The sequence below is a fragment of the Pseudooceanicola algae genome (genome assembly GCF_003590145.2).
GTDB classification, from domain to species: domain Bacteria; phylum Pseudomonadota; class Alphaproteobacteria; order Rhodobacterales; family Rhodobacteraceae; genus Pseudooceanicola; species Pseudooceanicola algae.
In genome coordinates this window covers 357,418-370,912 of record NZ_CP060436.1, presented here as the reverse complement: position 1 = coordinate 370,912, position 13,495 = coordinate 357,418, and the positions used below count along the sequence as shown (strand labels likewise).

Annotated in this window: 18 protein-coding genes; 8 read left to right on the top strand and 10 right to left on the bottom strand. The window is 62.8% G+C overall.

Annotation, left to right across the window (positions count from 1 at the left end; translation table 11 throughout):
- Nucleotides 1–15: 15 nt before the first annotated feature.
- From PSAL_RS01785 to PSAL_RS01750, 8 genes are all read right to left on the bottom strand, one after another.
- Complete coding sequence (locus tag PSAL_RS01785) at nt 16–726, bottom strand: hypothetical protein (protein ID WP_119837948.1); 711 nt, start codon at nt 724–726, stop codon at nt 16–18.
- 426 nt (nt 727–1,152) lie between these two features.
- Complete coding sequence (locus PSAL_RS01780; protein WP_147407590.1) at nt 1,153–3,120, bottom strand: hypothetical protein; 1,968 nt, start codon at nt 3,118–3,120, stop codon at nt 1,153–1,155.
- 61 nt (nt 3,121–3,181) lie between these two features.
- A complete protein-coding gene (locus tag PSAL_RS01775) occupies nt 3,182–3,493 on the bottom strand; it encodes a hypothetical protein (RefSeq protein ID WP_119837950.1) in 312 nt (103 codons plus the stop codon).
- Nucleotides 3,490–4,644, bottom strand: a complete 1,155-nt coding sequence (locus PSAL_RS01770; protein ID WP_119837951.1) for a DUF7146 domain-containing protein — start codon at nt 4,642–4,644, stop codon at nt 3,490–3,492. The genes PSAL_RS01775 and PSAL_RS01770 overlap by 4 nt, the downstream gene beginning before the upstream one ends.
- A gap of 4 nt (nt 4,645–4,648) precedes the next feature.
- Nucleotides 4,649–5,317, bottom strand: coding sequence for a hypothetical protein (locus PSAL_RS01765; protein WP_147407591.1), 669 nt, complete (start codon nt 5,315–5,317; stop codon nt 4,649–4,651).
- A 17-nt stretch (nt 5,318–5,334) separates the two neighbouring features.
- On the bottom strand, nt 5,335–5,655 hold the full coding sequence (locus PSAL_RS01760; protein WP_119837953.1) for a hypothetical protein: 321 nt from the start codon (nt 5,653–5,655) through the stop codon (nt 5,335–5,337).
- A 4-nt stretch (nt 5,656–5,659) separates the two neighbouring features.
- Nucleotides 5,660–5,944, bottom strand: coding sequence for a hypothetical protein (locus tag PSAL_RS01755; RefSeq protein ID WP_119837954.1), 285 nt, complete (start codon nt 5,942–5,944; stop codon nt 5,660–5,662).
- Nucleotides 5,945–6,236: 292 nt separating this feature from the next.
- Entirely contained in the window at nt 6,237–6,515 is a 279-nt protein-coding gene (locus tag PSAL_RS01750; RefSeq protein WP_147407592.1) for a hypothetical protein, read from the bottom strand.
- Nucleotides 6,516–6,649: 134 nt separating this feature from the next.
- On the opposite strand from PSAL_RS01750, the gene PSAL_RS01745 reads away from it, so the two are divergent.
- The 8 genes from PSAL_RS01745 (at nt 6,650) to PSAL_RS01710 (ending at nt 11,027) form a co-directional block, all read left to right on the top strand.
- On the top strand, nt 6,650–7,348 hold the full coding sequence (locus tag PSAL_RS01745; protein WP_119837956.1) for a helix-turn-helix domain-containing protein: 699 nt from the start codon (nt 6,650–6,652) through the stop codon (nt 7,346–7,348).
- 451 nt (nt 7,349–7,799) lie between these two features.
- On the top strand, nt 7,800–8,081 hold the full coding sequence (locus PSAL_RS01740) for a hypothetical protein (RefSeq protein ID WP_119837958.1): 282 nt from the start codon (nt 7,800–7,802) through the stop codon (nt 8,079–8,081).
- A gap of 101 nt (nt 8,082–8,182) precedes the next feature.
- Entirely contained in the window at nt 8,183–8,410 is a 228-nt protein-coding gene (locus PSAL_RS01735) for a hypothetical protein (protein ID WP_119837959.1), read from the top strand.
- Nucleotides 8,411–8,418: 8 nt separating this feature from the next.
- A complete protein-coding gene (locus PSAL_RS01730) occupies nt 8,419–8,991 on the top strand; it encodes a hypothetical protein (protein WP_119837960.1) in 573 nt (190 codons plus the stop codon).
- Nucleotides 8,992–9,002: 11 nt separating this feature from the next.
- A complete protein-coding gene (locus tag PSAL_RS01725) occupies nt 9,003–9,269 on the top strand; it encodes a hypothetical protein (protein WP_119837961.1) in 267 nt (88 codons plus the stop codon).
- On the top strand, nt 9,266–9,589 hold the full coding sequence (locus PSAL_RS01720; protein WP_119837962.1) for a hypothetical protein: 324 nt from the start codon (nt 9,266–9,268) through the stop codon (nt 9,587–9,589). The genes PSAL_RS01725 and PSAL_RS01720 overlap by 4 nt, the downstream gene beginning before the upstream one ends.
- A complete protein-coding gene (locus PSAL_RS01715) occupies nt 9,586–10,791 on the top strand; it encodes a hypothetical protein (RefSeq protein ID WP_119837963.1) in 1,206 nt (401 codons plus the stop codon). Before PSAL_RS01720 ends, PSAL_RS01715 begins: the two co-directional genes overlap by 4 nt.
- Nucleotides 10,788–11,027 carry a hypothetical protein gene (locus PSAL_RS01710; protein WP_119837964.1) on the top strand — a complete coding sequence of 80 codons (240 nt, stop codon included), beginning with the start codon at nt 10,788–10,790 and terminating at the stop codon, nt 11,025–11,027. The genes PSAL_RS01715 and PSAL_RS01710 overlap by 4 nt, the downstream gene beginning before the upstream one ends.
- Nucleotides 11,028–11,181: 154 nt before the next feature.
- Here PSAL_RS01710 and PSAL_RS01705 read toward each other — a convergent pair whose 3' ends face one another.
- Both PSAL_RS01705 and PSAL_RS01700 read right to left on the bottom strand, forming a co-directional pair.
- Complete coding sequence (locus tag PSAL_RS01705; protein WP_147407593.1) at nt 11,182–11,886, bottom strand: hypothetical protein; 705 nt, start codon at nt 11,884–11,886, stop codon at nt 11,182–11,184.
- A 204-nt stretch (nt 11,887–12,090) separates the two neighbouring features.
- A complete protein-coding gene (locus tag PSAL_RS01700) occupies nt 12,091–13,494 on the bottom strand; it encodes a KAP family P-loop NTPase fold protein (RefSeq protein ID WP_147407594.1) in 1,404 nt (467 codons plus the stop codon).
- Between the last annotated feature and the right edge of the window lies 1 nt (nt 13,495).

Below are 13,495 nucleotides of genomic sequence, written 5' to 3'. Positions count from 1 at the left end.
CGCTCCTGCTGATTTTCAATCAGTTGCAGCATCGGATTTTCCCCCATCTTTTCCGTTGCTTAGCTTGCCCGTCCGAGTTTCCGCGTCCGAGTTTTCGGTATGCGCATCGCCAAGACATTGATTTTGCTCGATTTCATGCACCACATCGGCGGGGCGCATCCGGCCGCGCGACGGCGGCGTCACGTCCCTGGCATCCGCACCAGGAACCGCCGGGGCCGAGGGCGCCGACGGCAGGATGAACGTGGTGTTCTGCTGCACGTTCACGTCCGGCGTCACCTTCGGGGCCGTGAAGGGCAGGATGGCCTCAGCTGCGCGCAGGATCATCGTGTACTGCTGGCGGAAGACATCGAGCCGCATGGCCGAGGTGGCCTTCGGCGCAGCCTTGTCACCGATGTGCGCACCATCGAAGGCCCAGGACAGGATCCGCTCGGTCTGCGCCATGGCCAGGGTGATCACGTCGTCGCGGCAGTTGAGCCCCGCGATCTCCACCAGGACATCCTCAGGCATCCGCATGCCGCGCGCGGCCAGCCATTCGCGCATCTGGCTGCTGACCTTGTTCTTGGCCCCCTTCGGACGCCCGGCCTGCCGCGCCTGGTCCTCGCCAGCCACAGGTTCACCGACCTCGTCCGGCAACAGCGCCAGTTGCATGCCCCGGTCGCGCTGCCGATCGATGCGCTCGGCCATCAGCAGGGCTTCCTGCTGCCATTGATTGTCAGGCTTGGGCATAAAATCCCCCTTTTCTATTGAAGAACAGAGGGTTAGCGGAGATCAACGGCAGGCTACGACGCCCATTTTGGCCGTGTCGTAGGCTTGTCGTAGGTACTTCTTCTTTCTTATCAAAAAGATAGAAGAGAGTTACGACGCTACGACGGTACGACACACACTTTCCCTCGCATACACGCATGTGCGTGTGCACATACGTGGGGAGAGCGTTTTCGTGTCGTAGCGTCGTAGGCGGGCAGTAACCCATTGCGACAGAAGGAAAAAACCCTACGACAAACCCTACGACGCTTAAAATTTTAGCGTCGTAGCGTCGTAGCCCCGCACCCGTCCGCAGAGCGTCCCACCGCAGGCGAATGATGGCCTGAAACCGGGTCCGGGTCGAGCTTAAAAGATTGTGCGTTTCCATTGGGTTGCGATTGCTTTGCAACATCAGACGAAATCCTCCATGTCCGGGGGAACTGAGGCCTCGCGGCGCTGCGACACGCCGCCGGTCTCATCCATCGCGTTCAGCAACCCGGGGATCGAGGTGAAGGGGATCGCGTAGCCGCGGGACGGCACGCGCGCGAAGGTCATGTTGGCGCTCTTTGCATCCGTCACCCGGCGCGCCGCCTGGGACCAGACGCCCTCAGCCCAGGGCGTGCCCTCGAAGAGGCTGCGCAGCCCGGCCAGCGGCTTGTTGGCAATGCACAGCTCGGCGTTCACATCCCTGCCCTTCACGCGCAGCCCGAACTGCGCCAGGTAGGTGTTGGCGTTCTCGGCAGTGGCGGCCTCGATCGCCTCGGGGGCGCGGGGGAGCTTCGCTGCCATGGCGATCCAGCTGGCAACGTTCAGCTTCTGGCCGCGCCTCCAGACGTCGAGAGGCTGTGACAGGAGATGGACCAGCATGTCCTCGGCATTGCTGCCCACGTCCACGCTCTCGGCACTCAGGTGCACGTCCAGCTTGCGCGCCCAGCTCGACATCAGTTCGTCGGGCGGCAGCGCCTCGTGCAGGGCCATATCGGCCAGCGCCAGGACGGTGCCGTAGTTGTCTGCCTGCCGGCCGCCATGGCCCTGGGCAGCCAAGCTGCCGCGCCAGAGGTCCAGCCTCTCGGCCCAGCTGTCCCACCTCCCGATGATGCTGGCGCGCAGCGTGGCGCCCAGGGCCTTCAGGCGCCGAGGATCATCCTTGGGCTTCGGCGCATCCGGTGACAGGCGATTGAGGTCCAGCAGGATCAGACGTGATCGGTCCTGCGGGGGGAGCGGGGGCACCAGGATGGAGCTGAACAGGAAGCAGCTGTAAGCATTGCCCTGGTAGCCCTTCTGATCGGTGGATCCCCGCAGGATCTGGTCGCCGCTTGCGGCGATCCGGGCCAGGCGGATGATCGCGCCCGCCTTGCCCTTCTTCGGATCGTCGTCCGGCTCCAGCTCGTCCAGGGCGACAGGCATCGAGGAGTAGCCGATGACCGAACGGATGCCCGCCTCGGTCGCGTCAGAGGCTTGCAGCAACCCGCTGCTGCCCCCGTGCAGATAGCGCAAAAGCCGTTGCAGCGTCGACTTGCCGGTCGCCTGGTCGCCGGTGACCCATGTCACCGGCCGCCAATCCAGCGCGCCACCGATCTGCTGCGCACATATGACGCCAAGGGTCAGCATCGGATCGATATCCGGACGCGCCCAGTTCCAGCTTTCCAGCGTGGTGAGGATCTCGGCTGCAGCCTCGGCCGAGATCTCCTTGGCCGGGCGGGGAACGGGATCCGAGGCGGGATAGACATGCCCGCCGTACACGCCTGGCGAACGCCAGCGCCCCTCGATCATGACCTCGTCGCCCGCGTGAAAGATCAGGCGGCCGTCCTCGTCCAGCCAGGCACCGGCGCCGCGCACCTTGCCGACCGGGGACCAGACGCCGCGTTCGGTACTGGCGGCAACCATCGCCGTGGCGGCCTTCGCCTGGTCAAAGGCCCCGGGTTTGGGATCACCGTTCTTGTAATAGCTCGGATACTTGGCCGAAAGCAGGCCGATGCGGCCGCCGAAGATATGCCGGATCTTGTCCAGCGAATGGTTGTCGACCGATCTCAGCTGCCCTTTGGTGTCGAGATAGTACGACAGATCGCCGTGGACCCCCAACGGGACGACCGGGCAATCTTCCCAGATCTCGCCACGCGGCCTGCCGCTGCCGCCACCGCCAGCGCCGTCACCAGCCGCCGACGATCCGCGATCCTCTCCAGCTGCGCCCTGGCTCTTGCCAGCGTCCCGGTGTTCACCATGTCCTGTGCTCTCCTCGAAAGCACGGCCTGGTGCCTCGGGGGCCTCTGCCAGGCCAGCGCGCAGATCTGCTTCCGACGGCCGGGCGTCCGGCCTGTAGGTCGTGCGGGCAGGCTCTTCAAGCCAACTCATGTCCCCCGGTTCTGTCGTCACAGCCATGCCTTTCGGATCTTGAGTTTCCCCGGTGTCTTGCGCACCGGCTTGCATTCGGTCGGGTCGCCTAGATGACCGCGACCAGGATCGCGATGGCCGCCAGGATCATGGTCCAGACGATCAGGACACTGCCGAGCGCCCTTCGCGAAAATGGTTCGGCTTGCGGCAGGCAGATGGGCACCTCGCCAAGCTCGGGCCGCGACCGCGCCAGAAGATCCAGCTGTCGCGCCGCCTGCCGGGCCATCTCGGGGCTCATCAGAACATCAATGCGGATCGATTTTCCCTCGGAGGTCAGTGCCGCTGCGGTCCGCAACCGACCAGGCAAGGCCGCCACCCATTCGTCGCCGGTTTCGAACCGCTGATCGGACAGTCGCATCATGACCCTTCCTCCTTTGCCTTTAGCATCCGAAGCGCATCGTTCAGATCCTTGCCGCCCCACTCATTGCGCCATAGGCGCACCTCGCGCCCGGCGCGGCGGTGCTGGGCAATTGCCAGATCAAGTGCAGCGCGGGCCTGCTCGCCCTCGTCCTGGTCCGCAATCAGCGTGACGCGGGACACGGTTGGCGGCAGCGCGACCTGGCCGAGGTTGGAGAGCGAAATCGCCGCGATCACCCGCGGCAAGCCGTCCAGCAACAGCACGGCCGACAGGGCATCCTCGATGCCTTCCGCGATGAAGACGTGCTGGCCCGGCTCTGCCTCGTGCAGTGCGGGCGGCTTCCCTCCGCGTGGCCCCATGCCCTTCCAGAGCGGCACATAGGCACCGGCATAATCGCCCAGCACCTTCTTGGCCTGCGGCACTGCCGCCTTGCCCCAGCCATCGGGACCGATGCCGAGGTAGGTGCGATGGCAAGCCACGGTCCGGCCCTGCCGATCGGTGACGGCCGCGACCATCGCCGGATGTCGCCCTTCGATGATCTCGCCGCTCTCCCGATCCATATGCTGATACCGGCAGTCCGGTACGTACCGCAGGACGCCGGGCTGGCGCCCCAGGCGGGACAGGTCGATGCTGCGGCCGCGCAGGTAGTGGTCCACCGGCGTGTCGCGCAGGCGGGCCTGGCCGGAATGCCAGATCGCGCGCGCCGCCTTCGCACGGTTCGCCCGTGCGGCCTTTTCCTTGGCAGCTGCCTCTGCCTGCAGGCGACGGGATCTCTCTGCCGCCGCCCGATGCCGCGCCACGTCCTCGGCACTGGCGGTCTGCAAGCCCAGAAAACCCCGCGCCTCACGGATCGCATCGGTGGTGGAACAGCCAAGCGACAGCGCAATCAGGTCCAGCACGTCGCCAAATCCCTGGCCCGGCACATCGCCGACGGCATAGTCGTTCCATCGCCCCCGGCTGGCCCCCTGCATCGTCACGCAGAAACTGCCCACGTGACGGTCGGCCCGGCCGGGGTTCAGGGTGAAGAACTTGCCATGCGCCCGGTAGCTGCCATGGGCAGGCGGCGCATAGCGCGCCACCACGTCCTCGAGCCGCGCGATCAGCATGTGCTTGATCTCGTCCAGGGAGTAGGTCTGGCGCATGGCTGCGGACATGGCATCAGGCCTCGTCCGAGACGGGCTGTTTCAGCCCGGCCCGGCAGCCCAAGACCCGCAGAAGGCGCAGCTGCGCATCCCAATCGGTTTGCGGGCAAAGCGCGGAGAACCTCTTGCGGCAGTCATCGACCGGGATGCCCAGCTCCTGTGCGACGGCGGGCAGCTTCAAGCCGTCGGTCAAACGCGCGATCAGCTGGTGATCCGTTTGCGGGCACCAGGGGCTGATGTATCCAAGCGCGTTCAAGTGGGCCTGTACGACTTTGAGGATGACCGGGGCGCTTTCCGGCAACGCCAAGGGCCCCGGGACTGGCGCGCTGTCCGCTGCTGCATTTGCGCTCTCCGGTTCGACCTCAACGTCATCCGTGCCCGCTTCCGGTGCAGGATCTTCATCGACAGCTGAAGCCTGGGCCTGTGCGATTGGCGTGGCCGCTTTGAAGGGATCCGAACCGGCCATCTCGATCGGCTGCGCAGCAAGCGCGATGTCCTGCCCACCGGCGTCTGCGCATGGATCCGAAGGATTCCAAAAGTCCAAGGTTAACACCATGGCTCCGCCCCGGCGCTCCAGGCTGACCGGCACGTCCAGCACCGCGATCGCGCCGGCCAGCGTCTCGACCAGATGCGCCGCGCGAAGACGGCGCCGGGCCAGCTGCTCTTCCTGGACGAGGCGCTGCATCAGAGTATCCACGCCGGTCACGCCGCAACCGCCCGGCGCGCATCCGCCTTCTCCTGTGCTTCACCCAGACGCCATTCCACGATAGCGCGCAGCGCGTCCTTCATTTGCCAGGTGGCGCGGGTCCAGTCGGCGCCGGATCCGCCAGGCCGGACCTGGGCGGCACCCACCATGGCGCGCGCCGCATCGAGGAACGGTTCGAACCGCGGGCGGCCATCGACCATCTGCGATGCCGCCTCGCGCAGGATGGCCAGGTGCATCTTCTCACGGGCCGGATCGGCAACGACGGTCAACACCAGCGCCATGGCGGCATTGATCGCGATCTGGTCTTGCAGGCTCATGCGGTCATTCACCGGAAATCCTCCTGATATTGTCCCCGGCCTCGGCCAGGGCGAGATGACGAACACCGCCGACCAGCGCTTCGCCCGCCGCGATCCGCGCGCCGGGATCCCGCGCCGCGGCGTCCATTGCCGACAGAAAGGCCTCGACCAGCTGGCGCAGCGCATCGCCCTGAGGCAGAGCGGCAATGCGATCCTCAAGCTGGCTGCGCAGGCTGCTTTCCAGCAGCGTGCTGGTCCGCGCCTGCATCCCGGCCACCCAGGCCAGGACCTTGAGCTTTGCCACACTCATGCCCGCCCCCTTGTCGCGGCGAGGCGGGATGGCTGCCCGGCAACCCTGCCCCGCCGCTCGCGACCGCTTCCACCCGTGGGGTGTCTGCTCGAAGCGGCCGATCCGAAAACATGCGCGGGCGCCAGCCTCGGGAGGAGGATGAGGCAGCGCCCGCGCCCGAAGCACGCGCTGCCCGCACGCCCTCCGGAACAGGAAGAGAAAGGGGGACCGGCGCGCCTTTCGCGCACCGGCCCCAGGTGCCCGTCCATCGAGGCAGTCCGGCAAGGCAACAGGCTGTGGGACGGGGGGAACATCATTGCGCGGCCACCTCCGGGCGGAGCCGGGCCACAAGCGGCAGGGGACAGGGATGGGCGCGGATTGCCGCCTCCACCTCGTCCTCGAAGGCGCCCCAGATCAGCCATTCCGGCTTCAGAGGCAGGTCATGGGCGCGGACATGGGCATGCAGCCGGCGAAGATCCCGCAGTGACGGGAAATCGCCGCCGGCCCGCGTGTTCGACGGGTGACGCCAGCGATACGCGGCCTTTTCGGAATACCCGCAAAGCACGGAAATCAGCTCGATAGGGCCGATCATGCGTTCGCATACCGCAAGTGGTGTGAGGTGACTGGTCATGACACGAGATATAGCTTGAGCGGAAAGCCCCTGTCACTCACTTTTTTAGTTTTTCTACCTCGCGTTACTAGTAACGGGTGCTTACCTCTCTCGCGATGGATGACAAATGGTTTAAAGCCCAACAAAAGAAGGTCGGCGTAACGGCCGATGCGATTGCCGGTCGCCTTGGAAAGTCGCGCTCAAATGTATCCCACATCTATAACGGGCGTCAGAAAATGACGCTGGAGTGGGCGCAAGCTTTCTCCGATGCCCTAGAAGTGCCGATCGACGAGGTGCTGACACGTGCAGGGGTGGTCCTGCAATCACAGCCCCCCAAGGAAAGCATGCCCATTCAGGCAGACACTCCCACCACTGCGCGTAGGACGCGACCACCTGGCGCTCTCAGCGAGGAGAACGCGCATCGCCTCTTGGTTCGCAGCGACCAGAGCGAACTTCTGGCGCTTCACCAGGGAAACACAACTCACAGGAAGGCCACAGAGGTAGCTGGCGCGCTTGGCCTCAACGAGAACTCTGAAATGTGGGAGGTCAACAGCTACGCGGTCTCAATGTGCGGCTATATGCCTGGCGACATCATCCTTGCAGATCGAGGCCTGTCCGAACTCTGCAAACCGGGAGACATTGTAGTCGCCGACGTCGCAAACTGGGGCAATAAGGGCAAGACCACGATACTGCGAAAGTATGATCCGCCCGCCCTCGTACCCGCAGCCGGACCCAATCTCGACCAGAGGATACATATCGTGGACTTTGTGAATGTGGTCATCAGAGCAAAGGTCATTGCGTCATGGCGAAGTTAGGTGGGGCATGGGTGAGCGCAACGCGGATTAGGGATCTGGAATACGCAAGCCGAATGCTCTAGGATGCAAGTGAGAAGAAAGACTATGACCGCTTCCTTCGCGCTCAAGCGGCGATCCGAAGGGAGATCCGAATAGCCAGCGGCGAAGCGGCAATGCTCGCTACAATTTGCACCTTTATACTGGGAACCATCGGGGCGTATCTCCTTCTCGCATCCGAATTCCGGACCGGCGAAGATATGCTGATACTGGTCTCAATGGTGCTTGGCGGAGGGGTGGCATCCGTATTCAACTACACCATTCGAGAATTTCACAGCAGGAAGCTAAACAGCTATTACGTGCGGATGTTGAGTTACATATCCGAGGATTACTTTTACATTTCCTAACTTTTTTAGTTGACAGTCACGGGTCACGTCTCCTAACTCAAGGGCAGAAACATGCTCAGGAGGCTCTCGTGGCACATCACGACGGAATACCCCTCGCGCAGCCGGGCCCCATCGGGGATCCGCAGCTCTGCACCCTGCGCGACTGCGCCTATGCGGCCCATCGCGGCGAAATCCCCTCGCGGGCAGAGGCAGAGGCCCTGCTGGCGGCCATCGGCCCGCTGTTCGACGAGCTGATCCAGTGGCGCACCGCCTATCGGATCGAAATCGGGCAGCTCGACCCGAAGGTGATCTTCCTCGAAGACCACCGCCCCCAGGTATCGACAGACAAGCCCGCGCCTGGCGCGGCCTGACGTTCCCGTCGGGGCGCCCCCGGTAGACATCCCAATCCTGCCGGCCTGTTGTCCCAACACCCCCGCGCCGGGCGCGCGCGGGGATACCCCCCAAGGTTCCCATGAGCGATTATCATTTCCATACGGGCGTCCTGCGCGATGAAATCGTGTCGGAGCTTGTCGATAAGATGGAACAGACCCCCTACGTGCTGGCAAAGATCGCGGACCTGGTCTCGCCGCCCTCCATGAACTTCGACGAGTTCTGCGACTACGCCACGGAGCTCGGTCAGGACGACCGGCAGGCTCTGGCCCGTTTCGGCCAAGCTCTGGCAGATCGCTTTTCAGACTAGGTAACACCATGACATCTCATGCCGATATCGACGGTTTGCGCCACTACCGCGCGACCGTGACGGAGACCGTATGCCGTCAATACACGATCCCCGCGTCCAACCGTGACGAAGCGCTGCGCATGGCGCGCCGCAGCCTGCGCCCCGGGCAGAAGCTGGAAGGGATCGACGTGACCGATGGCTACTGCTCGATCGAGACCGGCATGGACTGCCTCGCGCACCTGCTGGCGCGGCCTTACTTCTCGGATGGAGACAGGCCGTGCCGCGTCGCCGACTGGATCCGCACCGCTTTGGGGGAAGTGGGCGCGGACCAGAAGGCCGCCAACCGCCAGCTCGCCTATGGCGGCCTCCGGATCCGGCCGGAAGAAGGCATGCTCTGCATCGCTTCCGGCCGGTCCGTCGCCTTCCTGGCACAGCATTTCGAAACCACGCCCTGGGCGGACCGCTGGGCCGATGCCCTGGCCGCCCTGCCCGGCGCGACCCGCACGAACATGACCTTTGCCCGCGTCGCCTCGCGCGCCGTGCTGCTGCCGGTGACCGGGGCCGTGGCGCAGGTCATCGAGACAATCCCGAGCCCCGCCTGAAAGGAGACCCCATGCACCGGACGCTGTTCATCACCTCCGAAGAGGTCGCGTCACTGCTGGAACTGTCCGGCCGCGCCTCCTTCCTAGTCAAACGGGACTGGCTGGAACGGGACCACGATTTCCCGCCGCCGATGCCCCATTCGCTCAGCCCCATGCTCTGGCGCCGCAGCGCCGTTCTGGCCTGGCTCGATCGCCAGGGCCTTGTCGAAGAGGAGCGGCCGGCGCCACCGCCGCGCACACGCCTCGATCACCTCATGCAGAAGGCAGGAAGCGCATGACCGACTTTTCCGATGCCGCCCATCGCAGCCGTGTTCTCAGCGCCGCTGACGAGCTGGCCGCGATGCTGGACACCCTTCCCGCAATCGAAGGCTCCGACTGGGCCGCAAGTCATCGGCGCTATCGAGAGGCCGTGACCGTGCTTTCCCGGGAATTGACCACGCGACAGGACAATCCCGCCCGGATCTCGGAGGGCTATTCCGATGTCTACATCTCCCTGCTCGGGTTCCGCGCGTCCGGTGCCTCCGGGTTTGCCGCTGCCTGCCGCAACTGGATTGCCCAGGTGCGCAAGAAGGCCGACGCCTGGAAGGCCCACCAATGAGCCGGATCCGTAAGCCGATCGCGGACAAGGTGACGGGGCTGCGCCAACGCCAGCGCGCGGACGGGACCTGGCGCGTCTGGTGGGAACCCAGCACCCAGCAGCGCGATCTGGGGATCAGCTCGATCGAGCTCGATGCCGAGCGCCCGGGATGGACCATCACCCAGGCGCGCCGCCTGGCCAACCGCGCCCGCCAGGCCCTCAAGGCCGGCAAGGCACCGGAGGATGCGGACCAGATCCGGCGCGGCGGGCGCACCATCGGCGCGCTGATCGGCGACTACCGCCGGGACGAGCTGCCCGATCGCGAACCTGCCACACAGCGCAGCTACCGCGGCTGGCTGCAGATCATCGAGGACAAGTGGGCAGACGAGCTGGCCACCGATATCACCCATGGCGTGATGTATCGCTGGGCCAAGACCTTGCAGCGCGAACGCGGCGCCACCCAAGCCAAACGCGTGATCGCCATGATGTCGATCCTCATGGCCTATGCCGAGCGGATCGAATGGCGGCCGCAGAACTCGAACCCCTGCAGCAAGCTGGGCATCGCCGTGCCGGAGCCACGCCGGCGCATCGTCTCGGGGGCCGAGCTGGCCGCCCTGGAAGCGGCGGCCGAGGCTCTGGGCGATGACCGCGCCCGCGCCACGGCCGACGCAATGCGCCTGTCTCTGTTCCAGGGACAGCGACAGACCGATGTGCTCGCCGCCCGGGTCAGCGCCTTCCGGCGCATTGTCACGCGCACGATCGACGGCGACGAAATCGTCGAGCGCACCAACTGGGTCTGGATCTTCACCCGCTCCAAGCGAAAGACGGAAGGCGCCCTGCCCGTTCACCCCGAGAACCTGCCCCTGGTCCTGCGCCGCGTGGCCCAAGCCGAGGCAGCAGGCGACATGGACATTCCCCTGCTGCCGGGCCGCAATGGTCTCTGGACCCTGGACGAGTTCCAGAAGGACTGGCAGCGCCTGCGCAACCGCGCGGCCGAGGACCTGCCCAGCTGCGCCACCATCCAGTACCGCGACCTGCGCCGCACCGGCAGCGTCTGGGCGCGCCAGGGCGGCGCCACGAAGGATGACGTGGGCGATGTCCTAGGCAACACGGCCGCGCAGAACGCGCAGCTGATGGATACCTACATGCCGGCAAGTTTCGAGACGGCCAGCCGCGCGATCGGCGCGATCCGCCGGCCCCATGATGGAAAGGAAAAGCCATGACCCAAGCAGTGCCCCTCGCCGTCCGGGGATCCCGTGACGGCTGGGCCGTATTCGAAGGTCCCCGCCAGCTCACCCGCGGCTATTCCTGCGAATACACCGCCCACAGCGCCGCCACCCGCCTGGAACGCCAGCGCCGCCAGAAGACCCGGAACTGCCTGTGCTGCGGCGGCCAGTTCCTCAGCGACGGACCGGGCAACCGCATGTGCAATCCCTGCCGGAACAGCCCCTTAGTTTGACGGGCTGAACGACATGGATTGATCCGAGAAGATGGCCGACGTACCCACCCTCAGCCTGCCTTATGATCGGAACCTGATTGAACCCGGGGTACTGTGCTCGCTGGCGCAGCGCTTTAGATGAGATCCTGCATTTCAAATAACGGTATCACCCAATCTAGGATCGAAGGAATTCTAGGTTTGGCAACCCTGGCTCCGTAAGTTGAGAGCCCGGTCTGTGAGGACCAATCATCCTTTGCAACATATTATCGAGAGTTGGCCTAAACTCATCTCCATCGGAAGCAACAAGCATGACGGTAAGACATCCATGAAAAGAAATAAGGCCCACAATTAAGCTACTTAAATCAGTGTTGTAATGAAGGTGGAATTGCTTTCCAGAGGTCTTCCTTCCTTGCCGGAGTTCATCAAAACTCGGCATGATCGACAATGAGGCGTGATAGGCATCTTGGCCCATTCCACGATTGAGAAACCACTGTGTGTAGATGATCCCATCCATGTTCATCGGTCGACCGATGTATGTCGCAAAAGTTGCCATGGCCATCTTTGCAGCAAATACATCGAGGTGAGCTTTTGTTGCTGGACCGTCCGCTTTCAGTTCGACCGCTTCATGCAGCAAACCTTTCCGGTTCAAGAGCACTGGCCGAGACTTGCCCAGCGGACTCAACTCCGAGAGCACTTTCGGTGCTTGCTTTCTAACTGCGGCCATTGCCCTAGATATTTGATCACCCTTCCATCCGCTCACCGATATGGGCTCAATCAAGGCAAAAAGCTGAGCGACGGCATCAGAGCCCCGAGAACCTTCATTGCAGCGATCACAGCAAGCGAACTCCCATCCGCTCGGGCGGTCCTTCCCTTCAAACATGCCGCGTGGCGGCATATGTTCAATTGTGGTCGCGGAAGTAGAGCTGCAATAAACGCACCTCTTTGCCGACTTTAGAATTTCGGCCCTACTCGCGCTTCTTCTATTAGCCTCCCCCATACAGAGCCACCCCCCTCAGCCATTTCTGCAACTTTGGATGTGGCGAAAATAAAGGTACTCTAAGCCCTAACAAAGGCCCAGCGACGCTCATCCGATTAATCTAAAATTCGAGAAGTGGCTCTCCCCGATTGACCGAACAAAACTCGGTAAATGAACATCACCAAATTCATCAAACATTCTTGACAGCAGCTCCCTTTTCTCGTCGCTTTTCTCGCTTTCTCCGCCGGATATAATAAAGCTCCAGCACTTGTTGATCATCATAGCATCTTGAGAAAACTTGCCGCTGCGTCTCGAGGCTTGATCCGCACCAATCATTTCTGCTGTGATGCCATAAAAATCGTCGATCTGTTCAATGGCAATACTGTTCTTAATTGCGGCATCGTACAATTCTGGCCGCAACGCCTTTAAGATCAAGCATGAAGCCACTACCACTTGGTAGCCGGAACGATAACGTATCAATGATTCAAAATCCGGCACTAAAACCGCATGCGACAAAAGCCGCTCAACATCTCTCAACGATAAGTTTCCGGATTTCGCCAAAAGTTTCACGTGCGGACCAAGAAGCGTCTTAGAGATAGAATGGGGTATCTCCATTCGAGCCGCAACCGCTTCAAAGTATGTATAAGAAGCTACAGTGCGACCATATTGATCAGAACTTTCTGGGAGATTGAGGACAATAGATACGAACCGCTTGAGGTATTCCGCCGCATCAACGCTCACTCCATAACGCGCCCTGACAATGTGCTGGAGTGCGTTCATGTTGACACCCAAGACAAAATGCACTCGGGGCACCGAAAAAAAATGCTTCGCTACTTCCAGCATCGCAAGAGCATAATCAGGCCGGCAGCGATCCAGTTCATCAACAACGATTACAATTGGAGACCCCTCATCTTCCCCCTCCCCACCGGCGGTTATGGCATCCAAGGCCCCTCTGAATTGCTCCATCGCCGCCCGGCGGCTCTGCTCGGCTGCCCAGAAAGCATCTTCCGCTCGCTGCTCGATGTCTTCACCGGCGGCTTTCAGAGCCGCATCAAGGGCGGGGCCAACAACTTCACTTAAACCTGCGGTCCCCATGGCCAAGCCAATCCGAAAAGCTGGCCGCGAGAGCGACACAGCGGCTCGCTTGGCCCTTTCCCAAGACCTGCCCCGGCCGGCCTCTTCAGCTTTCTCAAATCGATCAGCTATCGCAGCGGTGAGTGCGATGAGCGGATCATCCAGATAATCGTTCTTGAACGCGTCCAGGTATATGACCGTTGAATTGCCAGAGAACTCATTATGATGCGCCCCTGCCCATCGCTGCAAGAAGTATGATTTACCACTTCCCCAAGGGCCATCTAGTGCGATGACAACTGGATCTTCCAGCCGATCCACCAAAGCGGTAAGCTGTTTACCTGTCTCGGCGCGCCCCAACAAATCTTGACCGGAAAAGCCATCAACATAAATTTCGCACTTCGCAGTTGGTAGTGTCAGCCTCATTTCGTAATAGCTCACT

What these genes read in the sequence shown, in the direction of transcription:
- PSAL_RS01785 (WP_119837948.1), bottom strand. Translation starts at nt 726, where the DNA reads ATGCCCAAGCCTGACAATCAATGGCAGCAGGAAGCCCTGCTGATGGCC.
- PSAL_RS01780 (WP_147407590.1), bottom strand. Translation starts at nt 3,120, where the DNA reads ATGGCTGTGACGACAGAACCGGGGGACATGAGTTGGCTTGAAGAGCCT.
- PSAL_RS01775 (WP_119837950.1), bottom strand. Translation starts at nt 3,493, where the DNA reads ATGATGCGACTGTCCGATCAGCGGTTCGAAACCGGCGACGAATGGGTG.
- PSAL_RS01770 (WP_119837951.1), bottom strand. Translation starts at nt 4,644, where the DNA reads ATGTCCGCAGCCATGCGCCAGACCTACTCCCTGGACGAGATCAAGCAC.
- PSAL_RS01765 (WP_147407591.1), bottom strand. Translation starts at nt 5,317, where the DNA reads ATGCAGCGCCTCGTCCAGGAAGAGCAGCTGGCCCGGCGCCGTCTTCGC.
- PSAL_RS01760 (WP_119837953.1), bottom strand. Translation starts at nt 5,655, where the DNA reads ATGAGCCTGCAAGACCAGATCGCGATCAATGCCGCCATGGCGCTGGTG.
- PSAL_RS01755 (WP_119837954.1), bottom strand. Translation starts at nt 5,944, where the DNA reads ATGAGTGTGGCAAAGCTCAAGGTCCTGGCCTGGGTGGCCGGGATGCAG.
- PSAL_RS01750 (WP_147407592.1), bottom strand. Translation starts at nt 6,515, where the DNA reads ATGATCGGCCCTATCGAGCTGATTTCCGTGCTTTGCGGGTATTCCGAA.
- PSAL_RS01745 (WP_119837956.1), top strand. Translation starts at nt 6,650, where the DNA reads ATGGATGACAAATGGTTTAAAGCCCAACAAAAGAAGGTCGGCGTAACG.
- PSAL_RS01735 (WP_119837959.1), top strand. Translation starts at nt 8,183, where the DNA reads ATGAGCGATTATCATTTCCATACGGGCGTCCTGCGCGATGAAATCGTG.
- PSAL_RS01730 (WP_119837960.1), top strand. Translation starts at nt 8,419, where the DNA reads ATGACATCTCATGCCGATATCGACGGTTTGCGCCACTACCGCGCGACC.
- PSAL_RS01725 (WP_119837961.1), top strand. Translation starts at nt 9,003, where the DNA reads ATGCACCGGACGCTGTTCATCACCTCCGAAGAGGTCGCGTCACTGCTG.
- PSAL_RS01720 (WP_119837962.1), top strand. Translation starts at nt 9,266, where the DNA reads ATGACCGACTTTTCCGATGCCGCCCATCGCAGCCGTGTTCTCAGCGCC.
- PSAL_RS01715 (WP_119837963.1), top strand. Translation starts at nt 9,586, where the DNA reads ATGAGCCGGATCCGTAAGCCGATCGCGGACAAGGTGACGGGGCTGCGC.
- PSAL_RS01710 (WP_119837964.1), top strand. Translation starts at nt 10,788, where the DNA reads ATGACCCAAGCAGTGCCCCTCGCCGTCCGGGGATCCCGTGACGGCTGG.
- PSAL_RS01705 (WP_147407593.1), bottom strand. Translation starts at nt 11,886, where the DNA reads ATGTTTGAAGGGAAGGACCGCCCGAGCGGATGGGAGTTCGCTTGCTGT.